We start from the raw sequence: 21,310 nt of genomic DNA, 5'->3' as shown, positions 1-21,310 counted from the left end.
CGTATGGTGGGGGGATAGCCGCCATGTGAACGGGCAAGCGGCAGATATTATTTATCGTTAGGTGCCGCCACTTTATAGATATAACGGCGCAATCCCGTAAAACTGACGATCTGGTGCGTGGAGACAACGTTTAAAAAACGAAAAAAAGAGCCGCTGGCCCATGTGCGGGGGCCGACAGCTCTTTTTTCATAATCAAGGAAGTTTGCCGCGCGCGGGCGGCGGTGGCACCTGACGGCGCCTATTATAAGGTACTACATTTCAAGCTTACAGCGATATGGAAAGGAGTTTTATTTACCCGCTTCCTCTACGGCGACCGCGCAGGCGACGGTGGCACCGACCATGGGGTTGTTGCCCATGCCGATGAGACCCATCATCTCGACGTGTGCGGGGACCGAGGAAGAGCCGGCGAACTGGGCGTCGCCGTGCATGCGGCCCATGGAGTCGGTGAGGCCGTAGGAGGCCGGGCCGGCAGCCACGTTATCCGGGTGCAAGGTACGGCCGGTACCACCGCCGGAAGCCACCGAGAAGTACTTGACGTCGTTCTCGAACGCCCACTTTTTGTAGGTGCCGGCGACCAGGTGCTGGAACCGGGTGGGGTTGGTGGAGTTGCCGGTGATGGATACATCGACCTTCTCGTGTTTCATGATGGCCACGCCCTCGAGTACGTCGTTGGCGCCGTAGCACTTGACGGCAGCGCGCTCGCCCTCGGAGTAAGCGGTCTCGTTTACCACTTTGAGCTCGCCGGTCTTAAAGTCGTACTCGGTCTGGACGTAAGTAAAGCCGTTGATGCGGGAGATGATGTAAGAGGCGTCTTTGCCCAGGCCGTTGAGAATGACGCGCAGGGGTTTTTTGCGGGCCTTGTTGGCGGTGCGGGCGATACCGATGGCGCCCTCGGCGGCGGCGAAGGACTCGTGGCCGGCCAGGAAGCAGAAGCAATCAGTCTCTTCGCGCAGCAGCATGGCGCCCAGGTTGCCGTGGCCCTGACCGACATTTCTCTGCTCGGCGACCGAGCCGGGGATGCAGAATGCCTGCAGGCCGATACCGATGGCCTCGGCGGCGTCGGCGGCTTTGGTGATGCCTTTTTTCAGGGCGATGGCCACACCCAGGGTGTAGGCCCAAACGGCGTTTTCAAATGCGATAGGCTGTACGCCTTTTACGATCTCGTCTACATTGATCCCCTTGGATTTGCAGAGCTCGTCGGCAGCCTCGAGGCTCTCGAAGCCGTATTCGGCCAGGCATGCCTCGATCTTTGCCATTCTTCTCTCTTTACCTTCAAACTGTGCCATGTACGCTAACCTCCTTTTCCCTATTCCTCACGCGGGTCGATGTATTTGGCAGCGCCGTCGTAACGGCCGTATGTGCCGATGTTCTGCTCGTAAGCGGTGGTGGGATCTACGCCGTGGCGGATATCCTCGAGCATTTTGCCCACTTTGCAGAATTTGTAGCCGATGACCTCGTCGTTTTTATCCAGGGCGATGGAGAGGACATAGCCCTCGGCCATCTCGAGGTAGCGGACACCTTTGGCGCCGGTGGAGTACATGGTACCCACCTGCGAGCGCAGGCCTTTGCCCAGGTCCTCCAAGCCGGCGCCGATGGGCAGACCGTCCTCGGAGAAAGCAGTCTGGGTGCGGCCGTAGACGATCTGCAGAAACAGCTCGCGCATGGCGACGTTGATGGCGTCACACACCAGGTCGGTATTCAGGGCCTCCAGAATGGTTTTGCCGGGCAGGATCTCGGCGGCCATGGCGGCCGAGTGGGTCATGCCGGAGCAGCCGATGGTCTCGACCAGGGCCTCCTGGATGACGCCCTCTTTGACGTTCAGGGTGAGTTTGCAGGTACCCTGCTGGGGGGCACACCAACCGACGCCGTGGGTGAGGCCGGAGATGTCGGGTATCTGGTAGGCTTTTACCCATCTGCCCTCTTCGGGAATGGGAGCCGGGCCGTGGTGCGGGCCTTTGGCCACGACACACATTTTCTCAACTTCATGAGAATAGTTCATTTGAAAACTCCTTTCGATTTTACTGACTTCCTTTTAAAGCTAAAAGTACAAATCGGCAAAATACATGCTCTGGACCCATTATACTGGGTCCGCCTGCTTTTCGCAAGTCGAAAACGCCGTTTTCGCCGGGGTGTGTGAAAACGTGAACAGGTGCTGTGCACCGGCCGTGCGGGAAAAGAGGGGGTGTTTAGGGCGATGTTGGGGATGGTGTTGGGGGCGACATTTGGAGAGGAGGGATATGTGGCGGCAGCGGTGGGAGGCTGCAGATCGTGCGGGAAACAGGTCGGGCTGTGCTGTACTGGATTGGGCTGGGCCGGGCTGGATTGGGCTGTGCTGGGGTGGGTCGGGCTGAACCGAGTGGGGCGTTTGATGCTGGTGCAGTAGAGAGGGGCGCGCAGACAGGTGTACAGGTATACAGCTATACAGGCATACAGATATGTGCCCAGCACAGCGGAGCCAAGCAGTATAGGGCCGGGGCGGGCGACAACGCGGTATGTGGGCGCAGAGCGACGACACTGCCTAAAAGAAAAAGGCGTGCCCGCCCAGCCAGAGGTGGAGGGGACGACCCTGGTGGCGGGGACCGCGGCGGTATGGGAGGCGGGGCGGCGGACAATCCTTAAAAGTGTATGACGATCGCGGCGGGAAAGCCCCGCTTTGATTGACAAGCCCAAAACCAACAGGTACAATGTAATTTGGTATCTTATTCTTATTCCTGTTCTTGTATACACGCGTGATGATACGCTTACCCATCTGTGCGCAGCCGCTGTGCACCGATATTTTGAGGTGATTATTTTTGGGACTGAAAGAGATGTTGTTTGGCTCTTACAGCAAAAAAGAGCTGAAGCGGGTAGACCCCATCGCCAAAAAAGTATTTGCGCTGGAGGACACCTACCGCGCATACAGTGACGCCCAGCTGCGCGAGACCACGCAGAAGCTGAAAGACCGGCTGGCTGCCGGGGAGACGCTGGACGACATTTTGCCCGACGCCTTTGCCTGCTGTCGCGAGGCGGCCGACCGGGTGCTGGGCATGCGCCACTTCCCGGTACAGGTGATCGGCGGCATCGTGCTGCACCAGGGGCGCATTGCCGAGATGAAGACTGGTGAGGGCAAGACGCTGGTGGCTACGCTGCCGGCCTACCTTAACGCCTTGGCCGGTAAAGGGGTGCACATCGTCACCGTCAACGACTATTTGGCCAAGCGCGACAGCGAGTGGATGGGCAAGGTATACCGCTTTTTGGGCCTGAGCGTGGGGCTGATCGTAAATGGGATGGACAACGCCCAGCGGCGTGAGGCCTACGGCTGCGACATCACCTACGGCACCAACAACGAGCTGGGCTTTGACTACCTGCGCGACAACATGGTCATCTACAAGGAAAACAAGGTGCAGCGCGGGCACAACTTCGCCATCGTCGACGAGGTGGACTCGATCCTCATCGACGAGGCCAGGACCCCGCTGATCATCTCGGGACAGGGCGACAAGTCGACCGAGATGTACAAGATTGCCGACCAGTTTGCCAAGAGCCTGCGCATGACCAAGGTGGCCGAGCTCAACGACAAAGAGGACAACGACGAGATCGAGGGCGACTACATCGTCGACGAGAAGGCCAAGACCGCCACCCTGACCAAAGAGGGCATTAAAAAGGCGGAAAAATATTTTAACATCGAAAACCTCAACGACGCCGAGAACATGGAGATCGCCCACCACATCAACCAGGCCATCCGGGCCCGGGGCATTATGGTGCGGGACGTGGACTATGTGGTGAAAGACGGCGAGGTCATCATCGTCGACGAGTTCACCGGGCGCCTGATGATCGGCCGCCGCTTCAACGAGGGCCTGCACCAGGCCATTGAGGCCAAAGAGGGCGTGAAGGTGCTGCGGGAGTCTAAGACGCTGGCCACCATCACCTTCCAGAACTACTTCCGGATGTACCAGAAGCTCTCGGGCATGACCGGTACGGCGCTGACCGAGCAGGTGGAGTTTACCGAGATCTACAAGCTGGACGTCATCGAGATACCCACCAATCGGCCCAACGTGCGGCAGGACCACAACGACCGCATCTACAAGACCGAGGCGGCCAAGTTCCGCGCGGTGATCGAGCAGATCGTGGAGAGCCACAAAAAGGGCCAGCCGGTGCTGGTGGGCACCATCTCGATCGAGAAGTCGGAGCATTTGAGCAGCCTGCTGAAAAAGCAGGGCATCAAGCACGAGGTGCTCAACGCCAAATACCACGAGAAAGAGGCCGAGATCGTGGCCCAGGCCGGCCAGAAAGGCGCGGTGACCATCGCCACCAACATGGCCGGGCGCGGCACCGATATCGTGCTGGGCGGCAACGCCGAGTTTATGGCCAAGACCGAGATGCGCCGCCAGGGCTATGCCGAGGAGCTGATCGCCGAATCGACCGGGCACTCGGAGACCGAAGACGAGGAGATCCTGGCGGCCAGAAAGACATTTGCCGAACTGGAGGCCAAGTACAGAGAGCAGATCCGCCAGGACGCCGAGGCGGTAAAGGAGGCCGGCGGCCTGTTTATCATCGGCACCGAGCGCCACGAGTCGCGCCGTATAGACAACCAGCTGCGCGGCCGTGCCGGCCGCCAGGGCGACCCGGGCGAGACCATCTTTTTCCTGTCGCTGGAAGATGACCTGATGCGGCTGTTTGGCGGCGAGCGGGTGCAGAACATGATGGGCTCGCTGGGGCTGGAGGAAGACCAGCCCATCGAGATGAAGGTGCTGACCAACGCCATCGAGAGCGCTCAGCGCAAGGTGGAGGGCCGCAACTTTGGCATCCGCAAAAACGTGCTGCGCTACGACGACGTGATGAACAAGCAGCGTGAGATCATCTACGCCCAGCGCGACAAGGTGTTAAACGGCGAGGACGTGCATCAGAACATCGTCACCATGCTGGAGGACACGGTGCAGTCGGCCGTGTCGAGCTACATCGCCGCCGACTCAGACCCCAGCGAGTGGAACATCAAGGGCCTTAAGAGCCACTACCTGGGCTGGATACTAGACGAGGACGACCTGCACTACACCGAAAAAGAGCTGGCCGACCTGACCCCCGACAAGCTGCGGGAGACCATCATCGAAAAGGCCAAGGCCCTGTACGCGGCCAAGGAGGAGCTCTACGGCGCCAAGATCATGCGCGAATTGGAGCGGGTGGTGCTGCTGCGGGTGGTGGACACCAAGTGGATGGATCACATCGACGCCATGGAGGAGCTGAAGCAGGGCATCTACCTGCGCTCCTACGCTCAGAAAGACCCGGCGGTGGAGTACCAGATCGAGGGCTTTGACATGTTCGACGAGCTCATCGAGTCGATCAAAGAGGACACGGTGAAGATGGTGCTGACCATGGTCATCAAGACCCAGGAGGAGCCCAAGCGCGAGCAGGTGGCCAAGCCGGCGGCGGCCAGTGCCGGCAGCGGCGACGGCACTGCCAAAAAAGAGCCGGTGCGCAAAAAGAAGATCGGCCGCAACGACCCCTGCCCCTGCGGCAGCGGCAAGAAGTACAAAAAGTGCTGCGGCAGAGACCTGTAGCCATAAAAGCGACGGCGCTTTAGGGGCCGCCGGTGTGCACGGGCCTTTGTCCACGACATTTGGAAGGTATGGAACAGATATGAAAAAGTGGTTGCTGGGAACGCTGCTGGTGGCGATACTGCTCTCGGGCGCGGTGGTGTACTTTTTGTACGACGCACTGGGGGTGGATGTGTTCGGCGGCAAGGAAGATACGGCCGAGGTCACCTATTCGCTGATGACCGAAGACACCGAGCGCGACGGCAACACTTACAGCCTGCGCACGCAGACGGCTGAGGACGGCAGCCAGACCAGAGAACTGGTTTATAAAGAGCCGCAGAGCGACGGCGACAAGGTGGTGGCCAGCGGTCTTACCAGCTGTATTTTGGGCAAGAACAACCTGTATTACCAGCGGGGGCTGGAGCTGCACGCCGCCAAGCTGGACGGCACGGATGACAAGCTGCTGGCTACCTTACCCGAGGGCAGCGAGATGATCTCGCTGACTTCGGGCTGGATGTACATAGTGGTGAATCGGGTGAAGCTGGTGCGGGTGGCGGCAGACGGCAGCGGCGCACAGAACGACGTGACCGACCTGTCGCTGTCGGGGCAGGTGTTTGCCACCCCTGCCAACGCCGAGGGGTTCACCTTTGCCATCAGCGGTGACTGGGTGGAGATCGGCAACTACAAAAACGGCGGATTTCGCATCCATGCCGACGGCAGTGGCGAGAGAAAGCCGCTGTAGTCGGAGCCACTGACCGCCGGGGCAGACCGTATAAAGAGGAGCAGCTGCACAAATGTGTGCAGCTGCTCCTCTTTTTGATGAAATGGGCATGTGGTGCGGGTAGGGTGGCGTTGGAACGTTGGGGCGGGGGTGTGATCTGGGGCAGTATGTACTGGATAAACGGGGCACAGCAGCGGGCATGGCGGCAGGCACGGTGGGAGCGGTAGGAACGATGGGGCCGGTGAGGGCTTTTGCTGCCGGAGCGCTATAGAGTTCGCCAGCGGGCCATATGGGGGTTTAGGGCAGGCTGTTGTTGGGAAGGCAGCTCAAATTATTAAGGCAGAACGTTAGCGCGGACACAAGAGCCAAATTTTGCCGGTGGTGCTGCCGGGCAAAGCGCGGTGCAGCGCAACATGTATCGGCGGGGGCGATGTCGCCGGCAGGTATAGGGCTGACTCCCCGGACCGGACCGCAGAAAAGCTGCACAAAAAGGAGCCGGTAGGCGGTGGTCTCCCCTCCCCGATGGGTACCGGGCGGCGGGGATATTACAGCAGGCCGCTCTGTTTGTAGGAGTGTTGGCGGTCTGAGGGAAAACGGGTCGAGCCCCGGAGAGGGGCAGTGGTGATAGTGGGGATGGATGAGCGTGGACGGCGGCGGGCAGCAATGGCGATATAGCTGCCTGCCCGCCCGCCAGGAAAATGACAGGACTGTGCTGCGATCGTGCCACCTGCCACCGGGCCGGTGAGCAGTTGGCAGGTCGTGGCGTCATGGTATCATGGCATCGCGGTGTGCTGTGTGCTGTATGCTATGTGCGGTGTACAGTACCGGGACAAATGCCGCCTTTGGCCCTGGCGAGAAGACCTGTACCGGGGCGGCGTGGACAGACGCGAGCAGGGCCCCGGTACCTCTTTGGGTGCCGGGGCCCTGCGGGAAATGGGGCTGAGCTATTTATTTGAGCAGGCCGGGGAGACTGGTGGCATCTTTGAGCTTTACAGACACCGTTTGGGCTGTGTCGGCGTTAAAAGAAGCCTCCAGCGCAAAGATGGGCTGGGTAGCACTGTCTTTGCGCACCGGATCGCCGAAGGCAAAGCGGCGCAGCGCATCGGGGTTTTCGGCGGCGACGGCCTGATCCTGCAGGCCGTAAGCATCGAGATCTTGCCGGATGCCGTCGATGGCGGCCTGCTCGCTCTCGTAGCGCTGGGCGGTGCCCGGCTCGACCGCTGTATCGAACAGGGTGATGCCTTCTCCGGTGTAGCGGTTGCCCGCCTCGCTGTGGGTGAAGGCGTAGGACCGCACCGGTCGCAGCTTTCCGTCTTTAAGCTGGTACACCCAGAGAGCGCTGCCCCAATCGGGCAGAAACGGGGACTGCATGCTCTGACTGGTGACACAGAGATAGCGCACCCCGTCTTTTTCGCGGATAAACAGCTGTTTGTGCTCGCTGCCGTACTGCAGGGTTGGCAGGCTGCACAGCTGGCCTATCTGCCGGACCTGCCCATCCCGAAGGCCGTACACCGCCGCCACGAACTGGGCACTGCCCTGCTGGTCTTTGGGGATGGCGGCGGTGAGCAGCTCTTTTTGGCCGTCGCCGTCGAGATCGCCGATATAGGCGCTGCACAGGCCCAGCTTTTGGCTGGAGCTGGTGGGGGTGCGCCAGGGAAAGGTATAGGTGCTCTGCTGCAGGTAGCCCATCTCGGCGGCCTGTTCGCTGATAAAGGTGCGGTAGAGGTTCGTCGGTTCGGGTGCCGGGTCCTGCTCTGCACCGCAGCCGACCAGCGACACAGCGGCCAGCAGGGCCAACAGCAGCCGCGTCGGAGCACGCAGACGGGTATGCATTTAGGCGATACCCGCCCGCACGGCCATGGTCTGCATGTGCTCTTTGGCCTGGGCGAGGATCTTTTTCTGGTCGAGGGTGAGTACCTGGCGGTCTTTCATGACCAGCTTGCCGTCGATGACCGAGTCGACCACGTCGCCGCCGGTGACCGCCTCGACCAGCGTGCTGACCAGGTTGAAGGTGGGGCTGATATGGGGCTGGTCGATATCGATACAGATGATATCGGCCTTTTTGCCCACCTGCAAGCTGCCCAGACTGTCGCCCTGCAGCAGCGCGTTGGCGCCGCCCTGGGTGGCCATGTCGACGATCTGCTCCACCCGCAGCACCACCGGGTCGAAGATGGGCAGGCCCCAGTAGGCGATGATGCCGTTGCGCAGTACCTTCATCTCGTCGAACAGGTTTAGACTGCTGGAACAGCAGCCGTCGCTGCCCAGGCCCACCGACAGGCCCTGCTCGAGGATGCGCGGCGTTTTGGGGAAGCCGTGGTTGGAGAGGTTGGCGCGGGGGCAGTGCACCACCTTAACCCCCCGCCGGGCCATGAGGGCGATATCGCTCTCGGACAGCACCACATTGTGGGCGGTGAGCAGGTTGTCGCGCAGCATGCCCATCTCCTCCAAGTACTCGGCTGGGCGCAGGCGGTAGTTCTGCAAGCAGAAACTGACCTCGTCTTTGTGCTCGCACAGGTGGGCGTGCACGCCGGTGCCCAGCTCGCGGGCGCGCTGAGCGGTGGCGCGGACCAGCTCGGGCGAGCAGGTCATGACCTGACGCATGCCAAACCAGATATGTACCCGGTCGTTACCGGCGCCGTGGAACTGGCGGTAGAGCTCCTCGGTCTGGCGGATGTTCTCCTCCGGCGAATCTTTCATGCTGTCGGGGATGGCGGGACCGATGTCCATGGTGGAGCGGGTGATGCAGGCGCGCATGCCCGACTCGAGCACGGCGCGGACCACCTGGTCCATGTGGCGGCCGCCGGAATCGGCAAAAGAAGTGGTGCCGGATTTTATCATCTCGAGGCAGGAGAGCTGGGCGCTGACATACACGTCCTCCTCGTCGAGATTGCTCTCGAACGGGACCAGAAAGCGGGTCCAGATCATGGGGTACTCGTCGGTAACTTTGGCGCGCAGCAGCTGCTGGCAGGTGTGGTGGTGAGCGTCGACCAGGCCGGGCATAGCCAGCTTGCCCCGGCCCGACAGCGTTTGGGCCGGCTGGTATTTGGCGGCCAGGTCGGCGGCGGGGCCGATCTCGACGATATTGCCGCCGGTGACGGCGATGGAGACGTCCTCTTTGACGGTGTAGTCGGGCATGAGGGCCGACGCGCCGCTGATGAGCAGGTCACAAACCATAGTTTTTCCTCCTGTGCAAATAGGTGGCGGGCGTATAGGACGGCCGGTGGGGCCGGGGCGCTAGATGGCAGAAAAATCCTGGATGGCGGCCGTCTGTACCGCCGCCAGCGCCGCCGGACCGTACTGACCGGCAAAGTCTTGCTCGGCCGTGGCGATCACCGAGTCGGCACACTGGGGCAGCTGGGTGCGCAGTGTGTCGGTGAGCGCGCGGTAGAGATGGGCGGTGTGGTAGAGGAAATCGCGCTGGTTTTGTTCTCCCATCTGGGTTTTGCGGCGGGCAAAATCGGCCATTGCCTCTCCGCTGAGATCGGCCCCGTACCAGACGAAATGGCAGTGGTCGGCCCCAGCTGAGAGCACGCCTTCGATGCCCAGGTGCAGTGCGGGGGCGAAACCGCGCACTAAGTTTTCGTCGACATACTGGCAGTAGAGCTTTGCGTACTCCAGCAGGCCGAGTTTCTCCCACGCCTCGCACCAGCCGCAATGGGTGGTAGCGGTGGTGTAGTGGGGCGAAACAGACAGCGGCTGCGAGATGTTTTTGCCCTCTTTGTCGGCCCATTCGCCGTACAGAAGATAGCTGTTCATATCCAGCTGCGCCCCGTCGCGCACAGCGCGCAGCGCCATGCGGCGGCCCCGCTGCTGGCCGTAGAGGCAGGTGGCCTCGGCCATGGCACGACGGCCCTCCTCCCCAGCGGCGACGATGGCGGCGCGGGCAAAGTAGCCGTAGAGCGCGGCGTGGTGTTCGATCAAAAATTCCATGATCTATCCCTCCCTGTACTGTCTATTCTAGCGGTCGGGGATCGACCTGTCCAGACAAAATTTGCATCTTCACTTTGTGTAGCACCCAGGGCAGTTCGGGATAGATATACAGCTGCCCCTGCCCGGCGCGGGCGCGGATCTCGGCGGTGGTGGCCCAGCGGGCGGCGGCGACTTCTTCGGGCTGCAGCGTCAGCGCGCCGACCGGGCAGGTGAGCGCGGCGGCATAGACATCCCACAGTGTGTCGCCGTGGGGCAGCAGCCGGGCGACGGGTTGCAGCGCTGTGGGGGACAAGGTAAGGCCCAGCTCTTCTTTGGCCTCGCGCAGGCAGGCCTGCTCACTGGTCTCGCCGGTCTGTACGCCGCCGGTGGTGGCCCCCCAGTACCCCGGCAGCACGTGGCAGCTTTTGGCCCGCCGGCACAGCAGGAGCTGGCCGTCTGGCCGGTATAGCCACAGCTCTACTGCCATAAAGTAGCAGCCGGCGGGGGCGGCGGTGCCGCGGGCGACCGGCCGGCCGACACGCCGACCGCAGCGGGTATAGAGATCGCGGTATTCGGTTGGCATGGCATTTACCTCCCCTGCTGGTCGGGCAGCTGCCCGGCCAGCGGTCCCAACAGCTGAAAGTGATCTTTGTGAAAAGAGATGAGACCGTCGGCGCGCATGCGGGAGAGCTCGCGGGAGAGCGCGCTGCGGTCGGCATCAAGGTACTGGGCCATTCCGGCCCGGTCGAGCGGGACCACGACATCGGCCCGCCGCTGCCGCCCGGCCAGCTGCAACAGATAGGTGAGCACCTTTTGCCGCAGCGTGGGGCGGATGAGACAGTCGTTGCGATCGTGCAGGGCCATAGCTTTAGCGGCCAGTTGGGCCTGATAGTTTGTAAGCAGCTGCCAGTGGGCCGGGCAACAGCGGCCGCAGTAGCCGGTGAGCCGGTCGGCAGGGAAAAACAGCACGGCCAGATCGCTGACCGCCCGTACCGCCACCGGGCTGGAACGGCCGCTGGCGGCCAGCAACACCCCGACGGAACTGCCGGGGACCAGCAGGGTGATGGTCACCTCTTTGCCGGTGATATCGCTTTTGACGCTGTGGGCCCGGCCGCTGAGCACCACCCCCACCTGCGACACCTGCTGCCCGGGCCAGAGCACTGTTTGCCCGGGGCGGTACCGGCGGGTAACGGCCTGCAGGCAGTGCAGCAGTGCCGGCAGCGCCGCCGGCGGTATGTGCGCAAACAGCGGTGCCGAAGCGGGCAGCTGTATCATGGTGGACCCCTCCCCTATTTGCCACTTATGTTGCGCGGGCAACTTACGGCACTGCCCCTATCATACTATAGTGTTGGCAGCGCCGCAAGTGAGGCGGCGATGAGTGAGGAGGGCAAAAAATGGTTTATACGGCGCTTTTATACGCGGTCACGGCGGCGCTGCTAGGGGTGTCGCTGTGGCGGGACCGGGGCAAGACCCGGCAGGCGCTAGGTGTGGCCTGGCGGATGTTTTGCCGGGTACTACCCCAGTTTGGGGGGATCTTGCTGCTGGTGGGCTCGCTGCTGGCGGTGCTGCCGCCGGCGGTGATCAGCCGCTATTTGGGCGGTGGCAGCGGGTCGGCGAGCATGCTGGTGGCGGCGGGACTGGGCGCGGCGGCGGTGGTGCCGGTACTGGTGGCTTTTCCCATCGCGGCCCAGCTTTTACAGGGCGGCGCCGGAGTGGCACAGATCGCCGTGTTTTTGGGAACGCTGACGACGGTAGGGCTGGTGACGCTGCCGCTGGAGATACGATACTTGGGGGTCAAGGTAGCGCTGTGGCGCAACTTGCTGGCACTGGCTGCCGCCTTTGGCAGTGCATATATATTAGAGGTAATATTTTTATGAAGAGATACTTATTGCTATTTAGCTCTCTACTGTTGTTTTTGATCCTGTGGGCGCTGGACCCGGCGGCGGGCACCCAAGCCCTGCGGCTGACCGGGCAGAGCGCGCGGACCTTTATGTTGGCGCTGCCGCCGGTGTTTTTGTGTGTGGGGCTGCTGGAGGTGTGGGTGCCCCGCCCAGCCATGGCCGCACTGATGGGCGAGCAGGCCGGCTGGCGCGGCGCCGGACTGGCCTTTTTGCTGGGGATGGTGACGGCGGTGCCTTTTTATACGCTGCTGCCGGTAGCGGCCATGCTGCTTAAAAAAGGGGCCCGCATACGCAATATGCTGCTTTTTTTGTGTGCCAGCAACGCTGTGCGGGTGCCGCTTTGGCTGTTTGAGGCCGGGGCGCTGGGTTGGACCTTTGCACTGGTGCGATTGGGGGTAAACACGGCGGCGGTGTTTGCCACCGCCCAGCTGATTGAGTGGCTGCTGACCCCGGCGCAGCGCACAGCGCTGTACCGACGGGCCGAAGAGTTGTGAGAGCGGACACCAAAAAAGCCGGGCGCTGCCGCCCGGCCCGGTGATGCCGCTCTGTGGGTGTTATAGGATAACGTAGAAGTAGATGGCCAGAAAGTGGAAAAAGGTGCCCACCAACACAAAGATATGAAACAGCTCGTGATGGCCAAAATTGGGCCACAGATCGGGCTTTTTGAGGGCGTACATGACCCCGCCCACCGTGTAGGAGACCCCACCGGTGGCCAGCAGCGCCGTCATACCGGCGGGCATGTGGGCAAAGATGGAAAAGTCAAACACCAGCGCCCAGCCCATGAGGATATACACCGCCGCCGACAGCCAGTTGGGGGCGGTGATCCAGCACATTTTTACCAGGATACCGGCGATGGCGATGCCCCACAGCACCCCCATGAAGACCAGCGCATGGGGCAGCGGCTGGTAGCGGAAATAGATGGGGGTGTAGGTGCCAGCAATGAGCACATAGATCATGGAGTGATCGAACTTGCGCAGGCGGCGCAGCCGGTCGGCCCGACCATTATAGTAATGGTACACCGAGCTGGCAGTATACAGCGCCAACATGGAAATGCAGAATACCAGGCCTGCCGCCGCATAGGTGCGGGGCGTGCCGGCGATAAGGCCGGTGGTCACGACCAGCAGCGTGCCGGCGCCGGCCAGCAGGATACCGATGAAGTGGGTGAAACTGTCGATGGGGTCACGGGCGCGCTGAAAGTAGGTCCACATAGCGATTCTCCTATCATAAGCAAGCACAAACTTTATTATGTAGTTTTTAAAACTACATTTATGTTAGTATATTACCACTTATTGATATTATATGCAAGCGACATATTGATTTCTATACCAGTTCATAGTATGATAAAGACATAGAAGCTGTGAAGAGGTGATCGCCATGGAAAAAGTGACCGAGATCGTACAGAAAGCACTGCACCGCGAGGATATGCAGCTGCGGGACATCCCCCAGATCGACCTGTATATGGACCAGGTGCTGACCCTGTTTAGCCAGCACGGCGGCGACAACATGCTGACCAAGACGATGATCAATAACTACCGCAAAGAGGACATTATACGCCCGCTGGCGGGAAAAAAGTACACCAAGAACCACATCATACAGATGCTGCTCATCTACAACCTGAAATCGGTGCTCTCTATCAGCCAGATCGGACAGGTATTGGGCGAGTGCTACGGTGCACTAGAGAGCGACAATGCCCTGCAGATGGCCTACAGCGAATTTTTGGAGCGCGCGCCGCAGCTGGAAGAGACCACCGCCGGGCTGCTGTGCGACCTCATCCCCCAAGAGACGTTGGACGACAGCGGCGACTTGTTGGCCGCGGTGCTGGTGCTCTCGCGGCTGAGCCAGCAGGTACAAGATGTGGCGGCGGCGCTGGTAGAGCAGCACTTTGCCGCCGAGAAGTGACCGCGACCGGCTGTTTTTGCCGCAGGGTGCGGTCGTTTTCCGGAGAGACCGTTCCTGCGCGGCGCCAGATGGGCCGATCGACTGATCACGGCGGTGGGATACGATTTTTTGTAGCGGTGGGCTGGCGGCGGCTATAAGCTATAAGCTGCTGTTTGCGCCAACGACTGTAAAAATACTGCCCCGTTTGGCGGCAAAAAAAGCACCCGTACAGGAAAAACCTGTACGGATGCTGATGTATTGGTGTACTGGTATGCTGGTGTTACGGCTATTTTACGCCGAAGAGGGCTGCCACCGCGCGGGTGCCGCTAGAACCAGGAGGTCACTCGGCCACACCGCACCAGTCGAGAATGGTCTGGGCGATATTTTTGGTGCAGCGGATGAGCTGATCGATGGAGACGTACTCATCCACCTGGTGGGCCTTCCAGGCCGGGCCGGGGCCGTAGTTGATGGTGGGGATGCCCACATTGCAAAACCAGCCCATGTCGGTGTGGCCCAAGGCGCCAGTGATATCTGGCTTTTGCCCCTCTACCTGCTCCACCGCGCCGACGACCGTCTGCACAAAATCACTGTCGGCCGGGGTCTCGCCGCAGTCGGCGTTGAGGATCCACTCGACTTTGGGCGGGTTCTCGCGCAGCCAGGGGTCGGTATCGGCCACCTGCTTGACGAAATCGAGCACCTGCTGCTTGACCTTGGAACCCATGCCGTTTTGGTCGTTTTCCTCCGGCAGGTACTGCACGTCGAAGATGATCTCGCAGCTGCCGGCATAGGTGGTGGGGTACTCGCCGGCATTGATCTGGGCCACCTTGAACTGGCAGGGGATGGGCAGCAGCGGGTGGCGCTTAGTAAAGCCCCACTCCTCGTTGAGGCGATCGATCTGATCGAGGTAGAGGCGGGCCTTGTCGATGGCGTCGACAGCGCCGCCGGTGCGCCAATCGGTCTTAAAGTGCTCGATGTGGCCGGGGCGGCCGGGCACGATGAGCTTGCCCCACAGGATACCGCGGCATAGCGGCTCGACAAGCATCTCGGTCCCCTCGGTGATGATGCAGGCGTCGGCCCGGCGGCCGTCGCCGCCCACCAGCGCCAGTGTACCCATGCCGCCGGCCTCCTCATCGACGACGGTGCCGATACGCACATCTCCCTTTAAGGTGATGCCCGCCTGTTTGATGGCCTTGAGGGCCATGATCATTGCCGCTACACCGCCTTTCATATCGGTGGCACCGCGGCCATAGAGCTTGTCGCCGTCGATATCGCCGCCGAAGGGATCGACCGTCCAGCCCTCACCCAGCTGCACCACATCGACGTGGCCCGACAGCATGATGGAGCGGCCACCACCGGCACCTTTGCACTCGGCGTACAGGTTGGGGCGGTCCTCGAAGGTGTGACCCTCCATGTAGCCGGCCTTGTCGGCGTATTTGCGCAGCGCCTCAGGGTCGGGACAGCGCAGCTCGGACTCGAGGCCCAGCTCGTCTTGGAGATACTGCTGGATGTAGCGCTGGACGTCCCCCTCCCCTTTGAGCTCCTCTTTTTCGTCGAAGGCGGGGTTGACTGACGGGCGGCGGATGAGCTCCTGCAGAAAACCGATGATCTGCTGACTGTTTTGATCGATCCAGTCCATGACCTGTTTATTTTCCATGGTGCGCTCCTTTCAAGGCGGGTCTATCAGGCGGTGTGTAAAAGCGTTTTTACTCTCTCATGTATCACCACTATACCACCTGTGGGAGCGGGTTTCTATTGACAAATTGGCTATCGTTTTTTCCTCTTTTTTGGCAGGGGTGAAAAGTGGCTGTGCGCCGGCGGCTGGGGAAGTGGCGGATGGACCGACGTAGGGCGGCCTGTCGATACCGACTGGCCCGGACACATCCTATCTGCGGCATGCTGCGTGCCGGCCGCAGATAGGCGTTGACAGCGGTACGTATGGTGTGCTAGGATAATGGGGCCGGCTTTGGAGCCGGTGGGGAATGATGTCCTCCCCGGGCCCAGAGCCCGAACCGCACCGGAGATAGTCGGGGCTGATGGCTTCTGCGAGAGATGCTCGCGGTAGCTGTCGGCCCTTTTTTGTTTGCCGGCGGCAGCCGCCGGATAAGAGAGATAAGGGGGAATGTATCATGCTGACAGATATGGCACTGTTGTTTTTAGGCGGCTGGTTTTTGGGTGAGCTGTGCAAAAAAATAGGGCTGCCGGCGCTGGTGGGCATGCTGCTGGCAGGCGTTATTTTGGGACCGGGGGCGCTGGGGCTGCTGCAGGGGGGGATCTTGGCCATCTCGGCCCCGCTGCGGCAGCTGGCGCTGGTGATCATTTTGGCGCGGGCCGGGCTGGCGCTGCACCCAAAAGACCTGTTGGCCGTGGGGCGACCGGCGCTGTTGCTGTGCTTTTTGCCGGCGACTTTTGAGGTATTGGGCATGCTGCTGTTGGCCCCGCCCCTGCTGGGGGTGAGCGTGCTGGAGGCCGGCATCATCGGCGCGGTGGTGGCGGCGGTATCGCCGGCGGTGGTGGTGCCGCGGATGCTGGCGCTGATCGAAGATAACCGCGGACAGCAGCGGCACATCCCGCAGATGATCATGGCCGGGGCCTCGGTGGACGACGTGTTCGTCATCGTGGTGTTTACCGCCCTGACCGGGGTGGCGGCCGGGGGCGGCAGTTTTTCGCCTGCTGTACTGGGACAGGTGCCGATATCCATTTTGTTGGGGGCCGGGGCCGGGGCTCTGTGCGGGCTTTTGCTGGGCGTATTTTTTGCCCGGTCTTTTCTGCCGGTGCCACTGCGGACGGTGTTGTTTTTGGCTGTCTCGTTTTTGCTGCTGGAGGCGGAAAACCAGCTGAAAGGCTACTGCCCCTTTTCGGGTCTGCTGGGCATTGTGGCCATGGGCATGGCGCTTTTATGGCGTACGCCGGACCGGGCAGCCGAGCTGGCCGGCAGTTTTTCCTCGCTGTGGGTGGGCGCCGAGATCCTGCTGTTTTCACTGGTGGGGGCAGCGGTGGACCTGCGGTATTTGGCGCTGTGCGGACTGGCGGCGGCCTGTTGTGTGGCCGGTGGGCTGATCTTTCGCGCGCTGGGGGTACTGCTGTGTGTGATAAAGACCCCGCTGTGCAAAAAAGAACGGCTTTTCTGCGCAGCCGCCTATCTGCCCAAAGCTACCGTACAGGCGGCCATTGGTGGGGTGCCGCTGGCTATGGGGCTTGGCTGCGGCAGCACCGTACTGGCGGTGGCGGTAGTGGCTATTTTGCTGACTGCCCCGCTGGGGGCGCTGCTCATCGACAAACTGGGGCCCCAGCTGCTAAAAAAAGATGGGGGGAGGCCGGTCTAAATACAGAGCGAGCCGCCGGCTACAAGGCCTGGCGGCTCGCATTTTGTTCTCGCTGTGCCCCTGTGCCTGCAACATAGCATTGGTCGCACGGCTAACACCTGCCGCGGTGCTGCGCATACAGCTCGAGAGCAGCTCGGGTGCGATGTTGGTGCCGTGCGGGGAAAACCATAAGAGGGATGTCAAAGCAAGGCGAGTAGGCAGATCCTGCGTGTCCGCCGCGACTGGGCACTCTCTTTTGAAAGCGATCACTCACGTTTTACAATACCTGTATCACTGGAACCATTTAATACCGTCAGGCGCACGCCTGACTCCTATCATAGGGCGGACAGCGCGGCATGAACGCGCTGTCCGCTCTGTGTCGAGAGATTGCAAAGAGAGAGTGTCCAGAGCAAGGCGAGCAGGCAGAGCCTGTGCGTCCGTCGCGACTGGGCACTCTCTTTTGAAAACAACGATTCACGTTTTACGATACCTGTATCACCGGAACCATTTGATACCGTCAGGCGCACGCCTGACTCCTATCACAGGGCGGACAGCGCGGCACGGGCGCGCTGTCCGCCCTGTGTCGAGAGATTGCAAAGAGAGAGTGCCCAGAGCAAGGCGAGCAGGCTAAGCCTGCGCGTCCGCCGCGACTGGGCACTCTCTTTTGAAAGCAATCACTTATTTTTTATACAACACCGGCAGCACCGGATCGGGGTTTTTCTTGGCGGCGGAAGTATCGACTTTGGCCTCTTCCCCATCGCGCACCTGGCGGGCGACCACCACCAGCCGCTGGCCGTCGTAGTCGTACTCGCAGGTGGAGAGAGTGAGCAGCCGGTCGTCGAACTGGACGTCTACCCCGGTATCGATGAGCGAGCGCGCCTTGAGCTCGGACACGAATTGGTCGTAGGCCTCGGCAGTGACGAAGTTGAGGCGGTTGTAGTAGTCGAACACCTCGCCCACAGAGGGGTCGGTGTTGGCAGTGAACACGGCAAAGATCTTATACACGCCTTCGCCGTAGACGGTATCCATGTAGATGAGCGGCGACTTTTTGTAAAAATCGAGATCTTTATACTTGGTGAGGTCGCCGAACATTTGGCTGTCTTTCATGTTGTGGCCGTACACCACCAGGTTCTCACCCCGGGCCTGCAGGTCGTTGCGGTAGTCGAAAAACAGCGTTCCGTAACGGCTGTAGTCGTCGTAGTAGTCGACCTTTAAGTAGTAGCTGTTGTCGGAGTACTGGACGATGGGATAGTTGATCTGCGTTTGGGGGATGCGGAGGAAACCGGCGATATCCTGATTGTAATAGTACAGCGACTTGAATTTGGGGAGGTACCCTTCGGGCAGTTGTACGTCTACATCTTTGCCGTCGGTATAGAGGCTGGAGAGACCGGACACCTGCTGCTTATTCTGCCAGCCCTCATAGAGGTACTGGCCCACCAGAGTAAGCGAGCCGATAAACACGCAAAGCGCCAGGTAAAACGCCACTGCGCGCAGCCCGTCGAGACGGCGCAGCCAGCGGTCGCCGGCGGTGAGTTTTTTGATTTCCAGCGCGGTGTAGGCCGAGCAGTCGAGCCCGGCGGCGATGCGGCGGACCATATCGAAGGCGTGCAGGCTGGCCAGGTGGCGGATCTTGTCGCGGCTGGTGTTGCCGTTTTTCAGCTGCAGCTTTTGCACATAGACAGTTTTTTTGTAGGCCACGCCGACGTAGACCAGCCCCTCGGGGTTGCCGTTTTCATCGGCGCCGGGGCCGGCCACGCCGGTGACCCCCACGCCGATATCGGCCCGGCCGCGGCGCCGGGCGCCGACGGCCATGCGCGCGGCCACCTGCTCGCTGACCGCCCCGCCTTTAAAGAACTTTTTGCGGATGCCCAAAAGCGACCGCTTGGCCCACACCGCATAGGTGGCGGCCCCCAGGTCGAACACCTTGGAGGAGCCGGGCACCTGGGTGATGCGCTGGCTGATGAGGCCGCCGGTACAGGACTCGGCGGTAGAGATCTTGAGCCCTTTTTGGATGAGCAGCTCGACGGCGGTATGGTGCAGCCCGGGGGTATCCTGCCCGTAGACGTGATCGCCCAGACGGCGCTTTACCTCGTCGGCCAGCTGCTGGCACTGGGCTCTGGCCGCCTCTTCACTGGCGGCCTTGGCGGTGATGCGCAGCTCCACCTCCCCCTCTTTGGCGTAGAGGGCGGCGGTGGGGTTTTCCCCTGCCAGCAGGTCCTCGACCTTGGGTTCCAGCGCCGACTCGCCGATGCCGAACACCCGCAGAGTGGTGGAGTAGATGGTCTGGCCGGTGATGGCCTGCAAAAACGGCATGAGGTGCTCATCAACCATGGGGCAGCACTCGGACGGGGGGCCGGGCAGCAGCACCACGTGCTGGTGGCCCTTACGGCTGGAGACCACGCAGCCCGGCGCTGAGCCGTGGTGGTTTAAAAACACCTTGCTGCCGGCGGGCACATAGGCCTGTTTTACGTTGTTGGGGGTCATTTGGCGGCAGGTGTTTTTGTAGTAGGTCTCGATGGCGTCCATGCTGGGCTGGTGCAGGATGAGCTCGAGGCCCAGCAGGTCGCAGACGGTCTCTTTGGTGAGGTCGTCTTTGGTGGGGCCCAGGCCGCCGGTGAGGATGACCAGCTCGCTGCGGCGCAGGGCGGTGGTCAGCGTCTCTTTTAGGCGGTCGGGGTTGTCGCCCACTACGCTCTGGTAGTACATGTCGATGCCCAGCTTGGCCAGCTGCCTGGCGATATACTGGGCGTTGGTGTTGAGTATGTCGCCGAGTAGCAACTCGGTGCCCACACAGATGAGCTCTGCTCTCAAGATCGTCGCCTCCTCGCCTTAGCGGCTACTGTAATATGACCACCGATTTGGCCGCCCCGGCCACCGCGGCCTCTACCAGCTCGTCGACAGCCAGCTTCTCCTCCTCTTTTAACACGTATTCCAGCACCGGCCTGGTCTTGGGGTGGCGGGGGGTGAACACGGTGCAGCAGTCCTCGTAGGGGAGGATGGAGGTCTCGAAGGTATCGATCTTCTGGGCGATGTCGACGATCTCGGATTTATCCATACCAATAAGCGGCCTGAATACCGGCAGCTCGCTGGCGGCATCGGTGCAGCCGATGGCCCGCACCGTTTGGCTTGCCACCTGGGCCAGGCTCTCGCCGGTGATCAGCGCCTCGCACCCGTTTTGGGCGGCCAGGCGGCTGGCGATCTTCATCATCATGCGGCGCATGATGATGGTAAAATACTCCTCGCGACAGTGGGCCTTTATCTTTTCCTGAATGTCGGTAAAGGGGACGATGAACATCTCGCAGGTGTTGGCGTACTCGGTGAGCTTTTGCCCCAGCGCCACCACCTTTAAGCGGGCGCGCTCGCTGGTGTAGGGGGGGCTCTCGAAGTGGATGTAACACAGCTGCATGCCCCGCTTGGCCATCATGTAGCCGGCCACCGGCGAGTCGATCCCGCCCGAGAGCAGCAGCGCGCCGTGGCCGCTGGAGCCCACCGGCATACCGCCGGCCCCTTTTTTTGCCCCGGCGTGGACATAGGCGCCAAAGTCGCGCACCTCCACGAACACCCGCACCTCGGGGTCGTGCAGGTCGACTTTTAGGTGGGGGTAGTGCTCGAGCAAAATGCCGCCCAGCTCGGCGCAGATCTGGGGGGTGTTCATGGGGAAAGACTTGTCGGAGCGGCGGGCCTCGACCCGAAACGTCTTGACAAAGGGCAGGATATCCTGTACGTAATCGAGCACCTTTTGGGTGATGTCGGCAAAGTCCTTCTCGGCCACTACCGCCCGGGCGATGGTGGAGATGCCAAACACGTGGGAGAGGCGCTCTTCGCAGCGGTCGAGGTCTACCTCTTCCAGGGGTTGGACGTAGACGGTGGACTGGGCTTTGCGCACCTCGAACCGGCCCAGTTTTTTGATGCGGTGCCGCACGTTTTTGAGCAGCACCCCTTCAAAGTTATTTTTGTTGAGACCTTTGAGGGCGATCTCGCCGTATTTTAAGAGCAGTATCTCGTTCAACTTAACACGTTCCTATCTGTTTAACTTGGGCGCCCAGCCGGCGCGGCGGCCGGCCGGGGACCGGGGTATTTGGGTGGCTTTGA

The 21,310-nt window shown here is 61.3% G+C and carries 17 protein-coding genes; 6 read left to right on the top strand and 11 right to left on the bottom strand.

Annotated elements, in window-relative coordinates:
- Positions 1–287 precede the first annotated feature (287 nt).
- Positions 288–1,286, bottom strand: coding sequence for a GGGtGRT protein (locus H8K20_RS00175; RefSeq protein ID WP_105203150.1), 999 nt, complete (start codon positions 1,284–1,286; stop codon positions 288–290).
- Positions 1,287–1,306: 20 nt separating this feature from the next.
- Positions 1,307–1,999 carry an iron-sulfur cluster assembly scaffold protein gene (locus tag H8K20_RS00170; RefSeq protein WP_105203149.1) on the bottom strand — a complete coding sequence of 231 codons (693 nt, stop codon included), beginning with the start codon at positions 1,997–1,999 and terminating at the stop codon, positions 1,307–1,309.
- A 793-nt stretch (positions 2,000–2,792) separates the two neighbouring features.
- On the opposite strand from H8K20_RS00170, the gene secA reads away from it, so the two are divergent.
- A complete protein-coding gene (secA, locus tag H8K20_RS00165; RefSeq protein WP_279287397.1) occupies positions 2,793–5,531 on the top strand; it encodes a preprotein translocase subunit SecA in 2,739 nt (912 codons plus the stop codon).
- A 79-nt stretch (positions 5,532–5,610) separates the two neighbouring features.
- The gene (locus tag H8K20_RS00160; RefSeq protein ID WP_186487065.1) at positions 5,611–6,249 is read left to right on the top strand and encodes a hypothetical protein; all 639 of its coding nucleotides are present in this window, start codon (positions 5,611–5,613) and stop codon (positions 6,247–6,249) included.
- 927 nt (positions 6,250–7,176) lie between these two features.
- On the opposite strand, the gene H8K20_RS00155 is transcribed toward H8K20_RS00160, so the two are convergent.
- The 5 genes from H8K20_RS00155 to H8K20_RS00135 are packed head-to-tail and all read right to left on the bottom strand — an operon-like array spanning position 7,177 to position 11,412.
- A complete protein-coding gene (locus H8K20_RS00155) occupies positions 7,177–8,061 on the bottom strand; it encodes an FG-GAP repeat domain-containing protein (RefSeq protein ID WP_186487063.1) in 885 nt (294 codons plus the stop codon).
- Positions 8,062–9,402: an amidohydrolase family protein gene (locus H8K20_RS00150; RefSeq protein WP_186487061.1), complete on the bottom strand. Its 1,341-nt coding sequence runs from the start codon at positions 9,400–9,402 to the stop codon at positions 8,062–8,064. It abuts the gene before it with no gap.
- Positions 9,403–9,462: 60 nt separating this feature from the next.
- A complete protein-coding gene (locus H8K20_RS00145; protein ID WP_186487059.1) occupies positions 9,463–10,158 on the bottom strand; it encodes an L-2-amino-thiazoline-4-carboxylic acid hydrolase in 696 nt (231 codons plus the stop codon).
- Positions 10,159–10,180: 22 nt separating this feature from the next.
- A complete protein-coding gene (locus H8K20_RS00140; protein ID WP_105203142.1) occupies positions 10,181–10,720 on the bottom strand; it encodes an NUDIX domain-containing protein in 540 nt (179 codons plus the stop codon).
- A 5-nt stretch (positions 10,721–10,725) separates the two neighbouring features.
- Positions 10,726–11,412 carry a Crp/Fnr family transcriptional regulator gene (locus H8K20_RS00135; RefSeq protein ID WP_186487057.1) on the bottom strand — a complete coding sequence of 229 codons (687 nt, stop codon included), beginning with the start codon at positions 11,410–11,412 and terminating at the stop codon, positions 10,726–10,728.
- A gap of 119 nt (positions 11,413–11,531) precedes the next feature.
- On the opposite strand from H8K20_RS00135, the gene H8K20_RS00130 reads away from it, so the two are divergent.
- A complete protein-coding gene (locus H8K20_RS00130; RefSeq protein WP_186487055.1) occupies positions 11,532–12,014 on the top strand; it encodes a permease in 483 nt (160 codons plus the stop codon).
- Complete coding sequence (locus H8K20_RS00125) at positions 12,011–12,532, top strand: permease (RefSeq protein ID WP_186487053.1); 522 nt, start codon at positions 12,011–12,013, stop codon at positions 12,530–12,532. The genes H8K20_RS00130 and H8K20_RS00125 overlap by 4 nt, the downstream gene beginning before the upstream one ends.
- A 60-nt stretch (positions 12,533–12,592) precedes the next feature.
- Here the strand turns inward: H8K20_RS00125 and trhA are convergent, their stop codons facing one another.
- A complete protein-coding gene (trhA, locus tag H8K20_RS00120; RefSeq protein ID WP_105203138.1) occupies positions 12,593–13,246 on the bottom strand; it encodes a PAQR family membrane homeostasis protein TrhA in 654 nt (217 codons plus the stop codon).
- Positions 13,247–13,412: 166 nt separating this feature from the next.
- Between trhA and H8K20_RS00115 the strand changes: the two genes are divergently transcribed.
- Positions 13,413–13,937 (top strand): DUF1836 domain-containing protein, encoded by a 525-nt coding sequence (locus H8K20_RS00115; protein ID WP_186487051.1) that lies wholly within the window; start codon positions 13,413–13,415, stop codon positions 13,935–13,937.
- Between the two features lie 319 nt (positions 13,938–14,256).
- On the opposite strand, the gene H8K20_RS00110 is transcribed toward H8K20_RS00115, so the two are convergent.
- Complete coding sequence (locus H8K20_RS00110; protein WP_105203136.1) at positions 14,257–15,570, bottom strand: M20 family metallopeptidase; 1,314 nt, start codon at positions 15,568–15,570, stop codon at positions 14,257–14,259.
- A 472-nt stretch (positions 15,571–16,042) separates the two neighbouring features.
- On the opposite strand from H8K20_RS00110, the gene H8K20_RS00105 reads away from it, so the two are divergent.
- A complete protein-coding gene (locus tag H8K20_RS00105; protein ID WP_186487049.1) occupies positions 16,043–17,239 on the top strand; it encodes a cation:proton antiporter domain-containing protein in 1,197 nt (398 codons plus the stop codon).
- Positions 17,240–17,896: 657 nt separating this feature from the next.
- Here H8K20_RS00105 and H8K20_RS00100 read toward each other — a convergent pair.
- Both H8K20_RS00100 and thiI read right to left on the bottom strand, forming a co-directional pair.
- A complete protein-coding gene (locus tag H8K20_RS00100; RefSeq protein ID WP_186487047.1) occupies positions 17,897–20,029 on the bottom strand; it encodes a competence/damage-inducible protein A in 2,133 nt (710 codons plus the stop codon).
- A 25-nt stretch (positions 20,030–20,054) separates the two neighbouring features.
- Positions 20,055–21,227 carry a tRNA uracil 4-sulfurtransferase ThiI gene (gene thiI / locus H8K20_RS00095; RefSeq protein WP_186487045.1) on the bottom strand — a complete coding sequence of 391 codons (1,173 nt, stop codon included), beginning with the start codon at positions 21,225–21,227 and terminating at the stop codon, positions 20,055–20,057.
- Positions 21,228–21,310: the final 83 nt, after the last annotated feature.

The sequence above is a fragment of the Neobittarella massiliensis (ex Bilen et al. 2018) genome, from assembly GCF_014269355.1.
Lineage (GTDB): Bacteria > Bacillota > Clostridia > Oscillospirales > Ruminococcaceae > Neobittarella > Neobittarella massiliensis.
The sequence above is the reverse complement of the archived record's forward strand: the minus strand, read 5'-3'. Positions and strand labels throughout refer to the sequence as shown.

Coding starts and splice junctions, on each gene's coding strand:
- H8K20_RS00160 (WP_186487065.1), top strand. CDS start 5,611: ATGAAAAAGTGGTTGCTGGGAACGCTGCTGGTGGCGATACTGCTCTCG.
- H8K20_RS00155 (WP_186487063.1), bottom strand. CDS start 8,061: ATGCATACCCGTCTGCGTGCTCCGACGCGGCTGCTGTTGGCCCTGCTG.
- H8K20_RS00115 (WP_186487051.1), top strand. CDS start 13,413: ATGGAAAAAGTGACCGAGATCGTACAGAAAGCACTGCACCGCGAGGAT.
- H8K20_RS00175 (WP_105203150.1), bottom strand. CDS start 1,286: ATGGCACAGTTTGAAGGTAAAGAGAGAAGAATGGCAAAGATCGAGGCA.
- H8K20_RS00140 (WP_105203142.1), bottom strand. CDS start 10,720: ATGCCAACCGAATACCGCGATCTCTATACCCGCTGCGGTCGGCGTGTC.
- trhA (WP_105203138.1), bottom strand. CDS start 13,246: ATGTGGACCTACTTTCAGCGCGCCCGTGACCCCATCGACAGTTTCACC.
- H8K20_RS00125 (WP_186487053.1), top strand. CDS start 12,011: ATGAAGAGATACTTATTGCTATTTAGCTCTCTACTGTTGTTTTTGATC.
- H8K20_RS00135 (WP_186487057.1), bottom strand. CDS start 11,412: ATGATACAGCTGCCCGCTTCGGCACCGCTGTTTGCGCACATACCGCCG.
- H8K20_RS00145 (WP_186487059.1), bottom strand. CDS start 10,158: ATGGAATTTTTGATCGAACACCACGCCGCGCTCTACGGCTACTTTGCC.
- H8K20_RS00170 (WP_105203149.1), bottom strand. CDS start 1,999: ATGAACTATTCTCATGAAGTTGAGAAAATGTGTGTCGTGGCCAAAGGC.
- H8K20_RS00105 (WP_186487049.1), top strand. CDS start 16,043: ATGCTGACAGATATGGCACTGTTGTTTTTAGGCGGCTGGTTTTTGGGT.
- H8K20_RS00150 (WP_186487061.1), bottom strand. CDS start 9,402: ATGGTTTGTGACCTGCTCATCAGCGGCGCGTCGGCCCTCATGCCCGAC.
- H8K20_RS00130 (WP_186487055.1), top strand. CDS start 11,532: ATGGTTTATACGGCGCTTTTATACGCGGTCACGGCGGCGCTGCTAGGG.
- H8K20_RS00110 (WP_105203136.1), bottom strand. CDS start 15,570: ATGGAAAATAAACAGGTCATGGACTGGATCGATCAAAACAGTCAGCAG.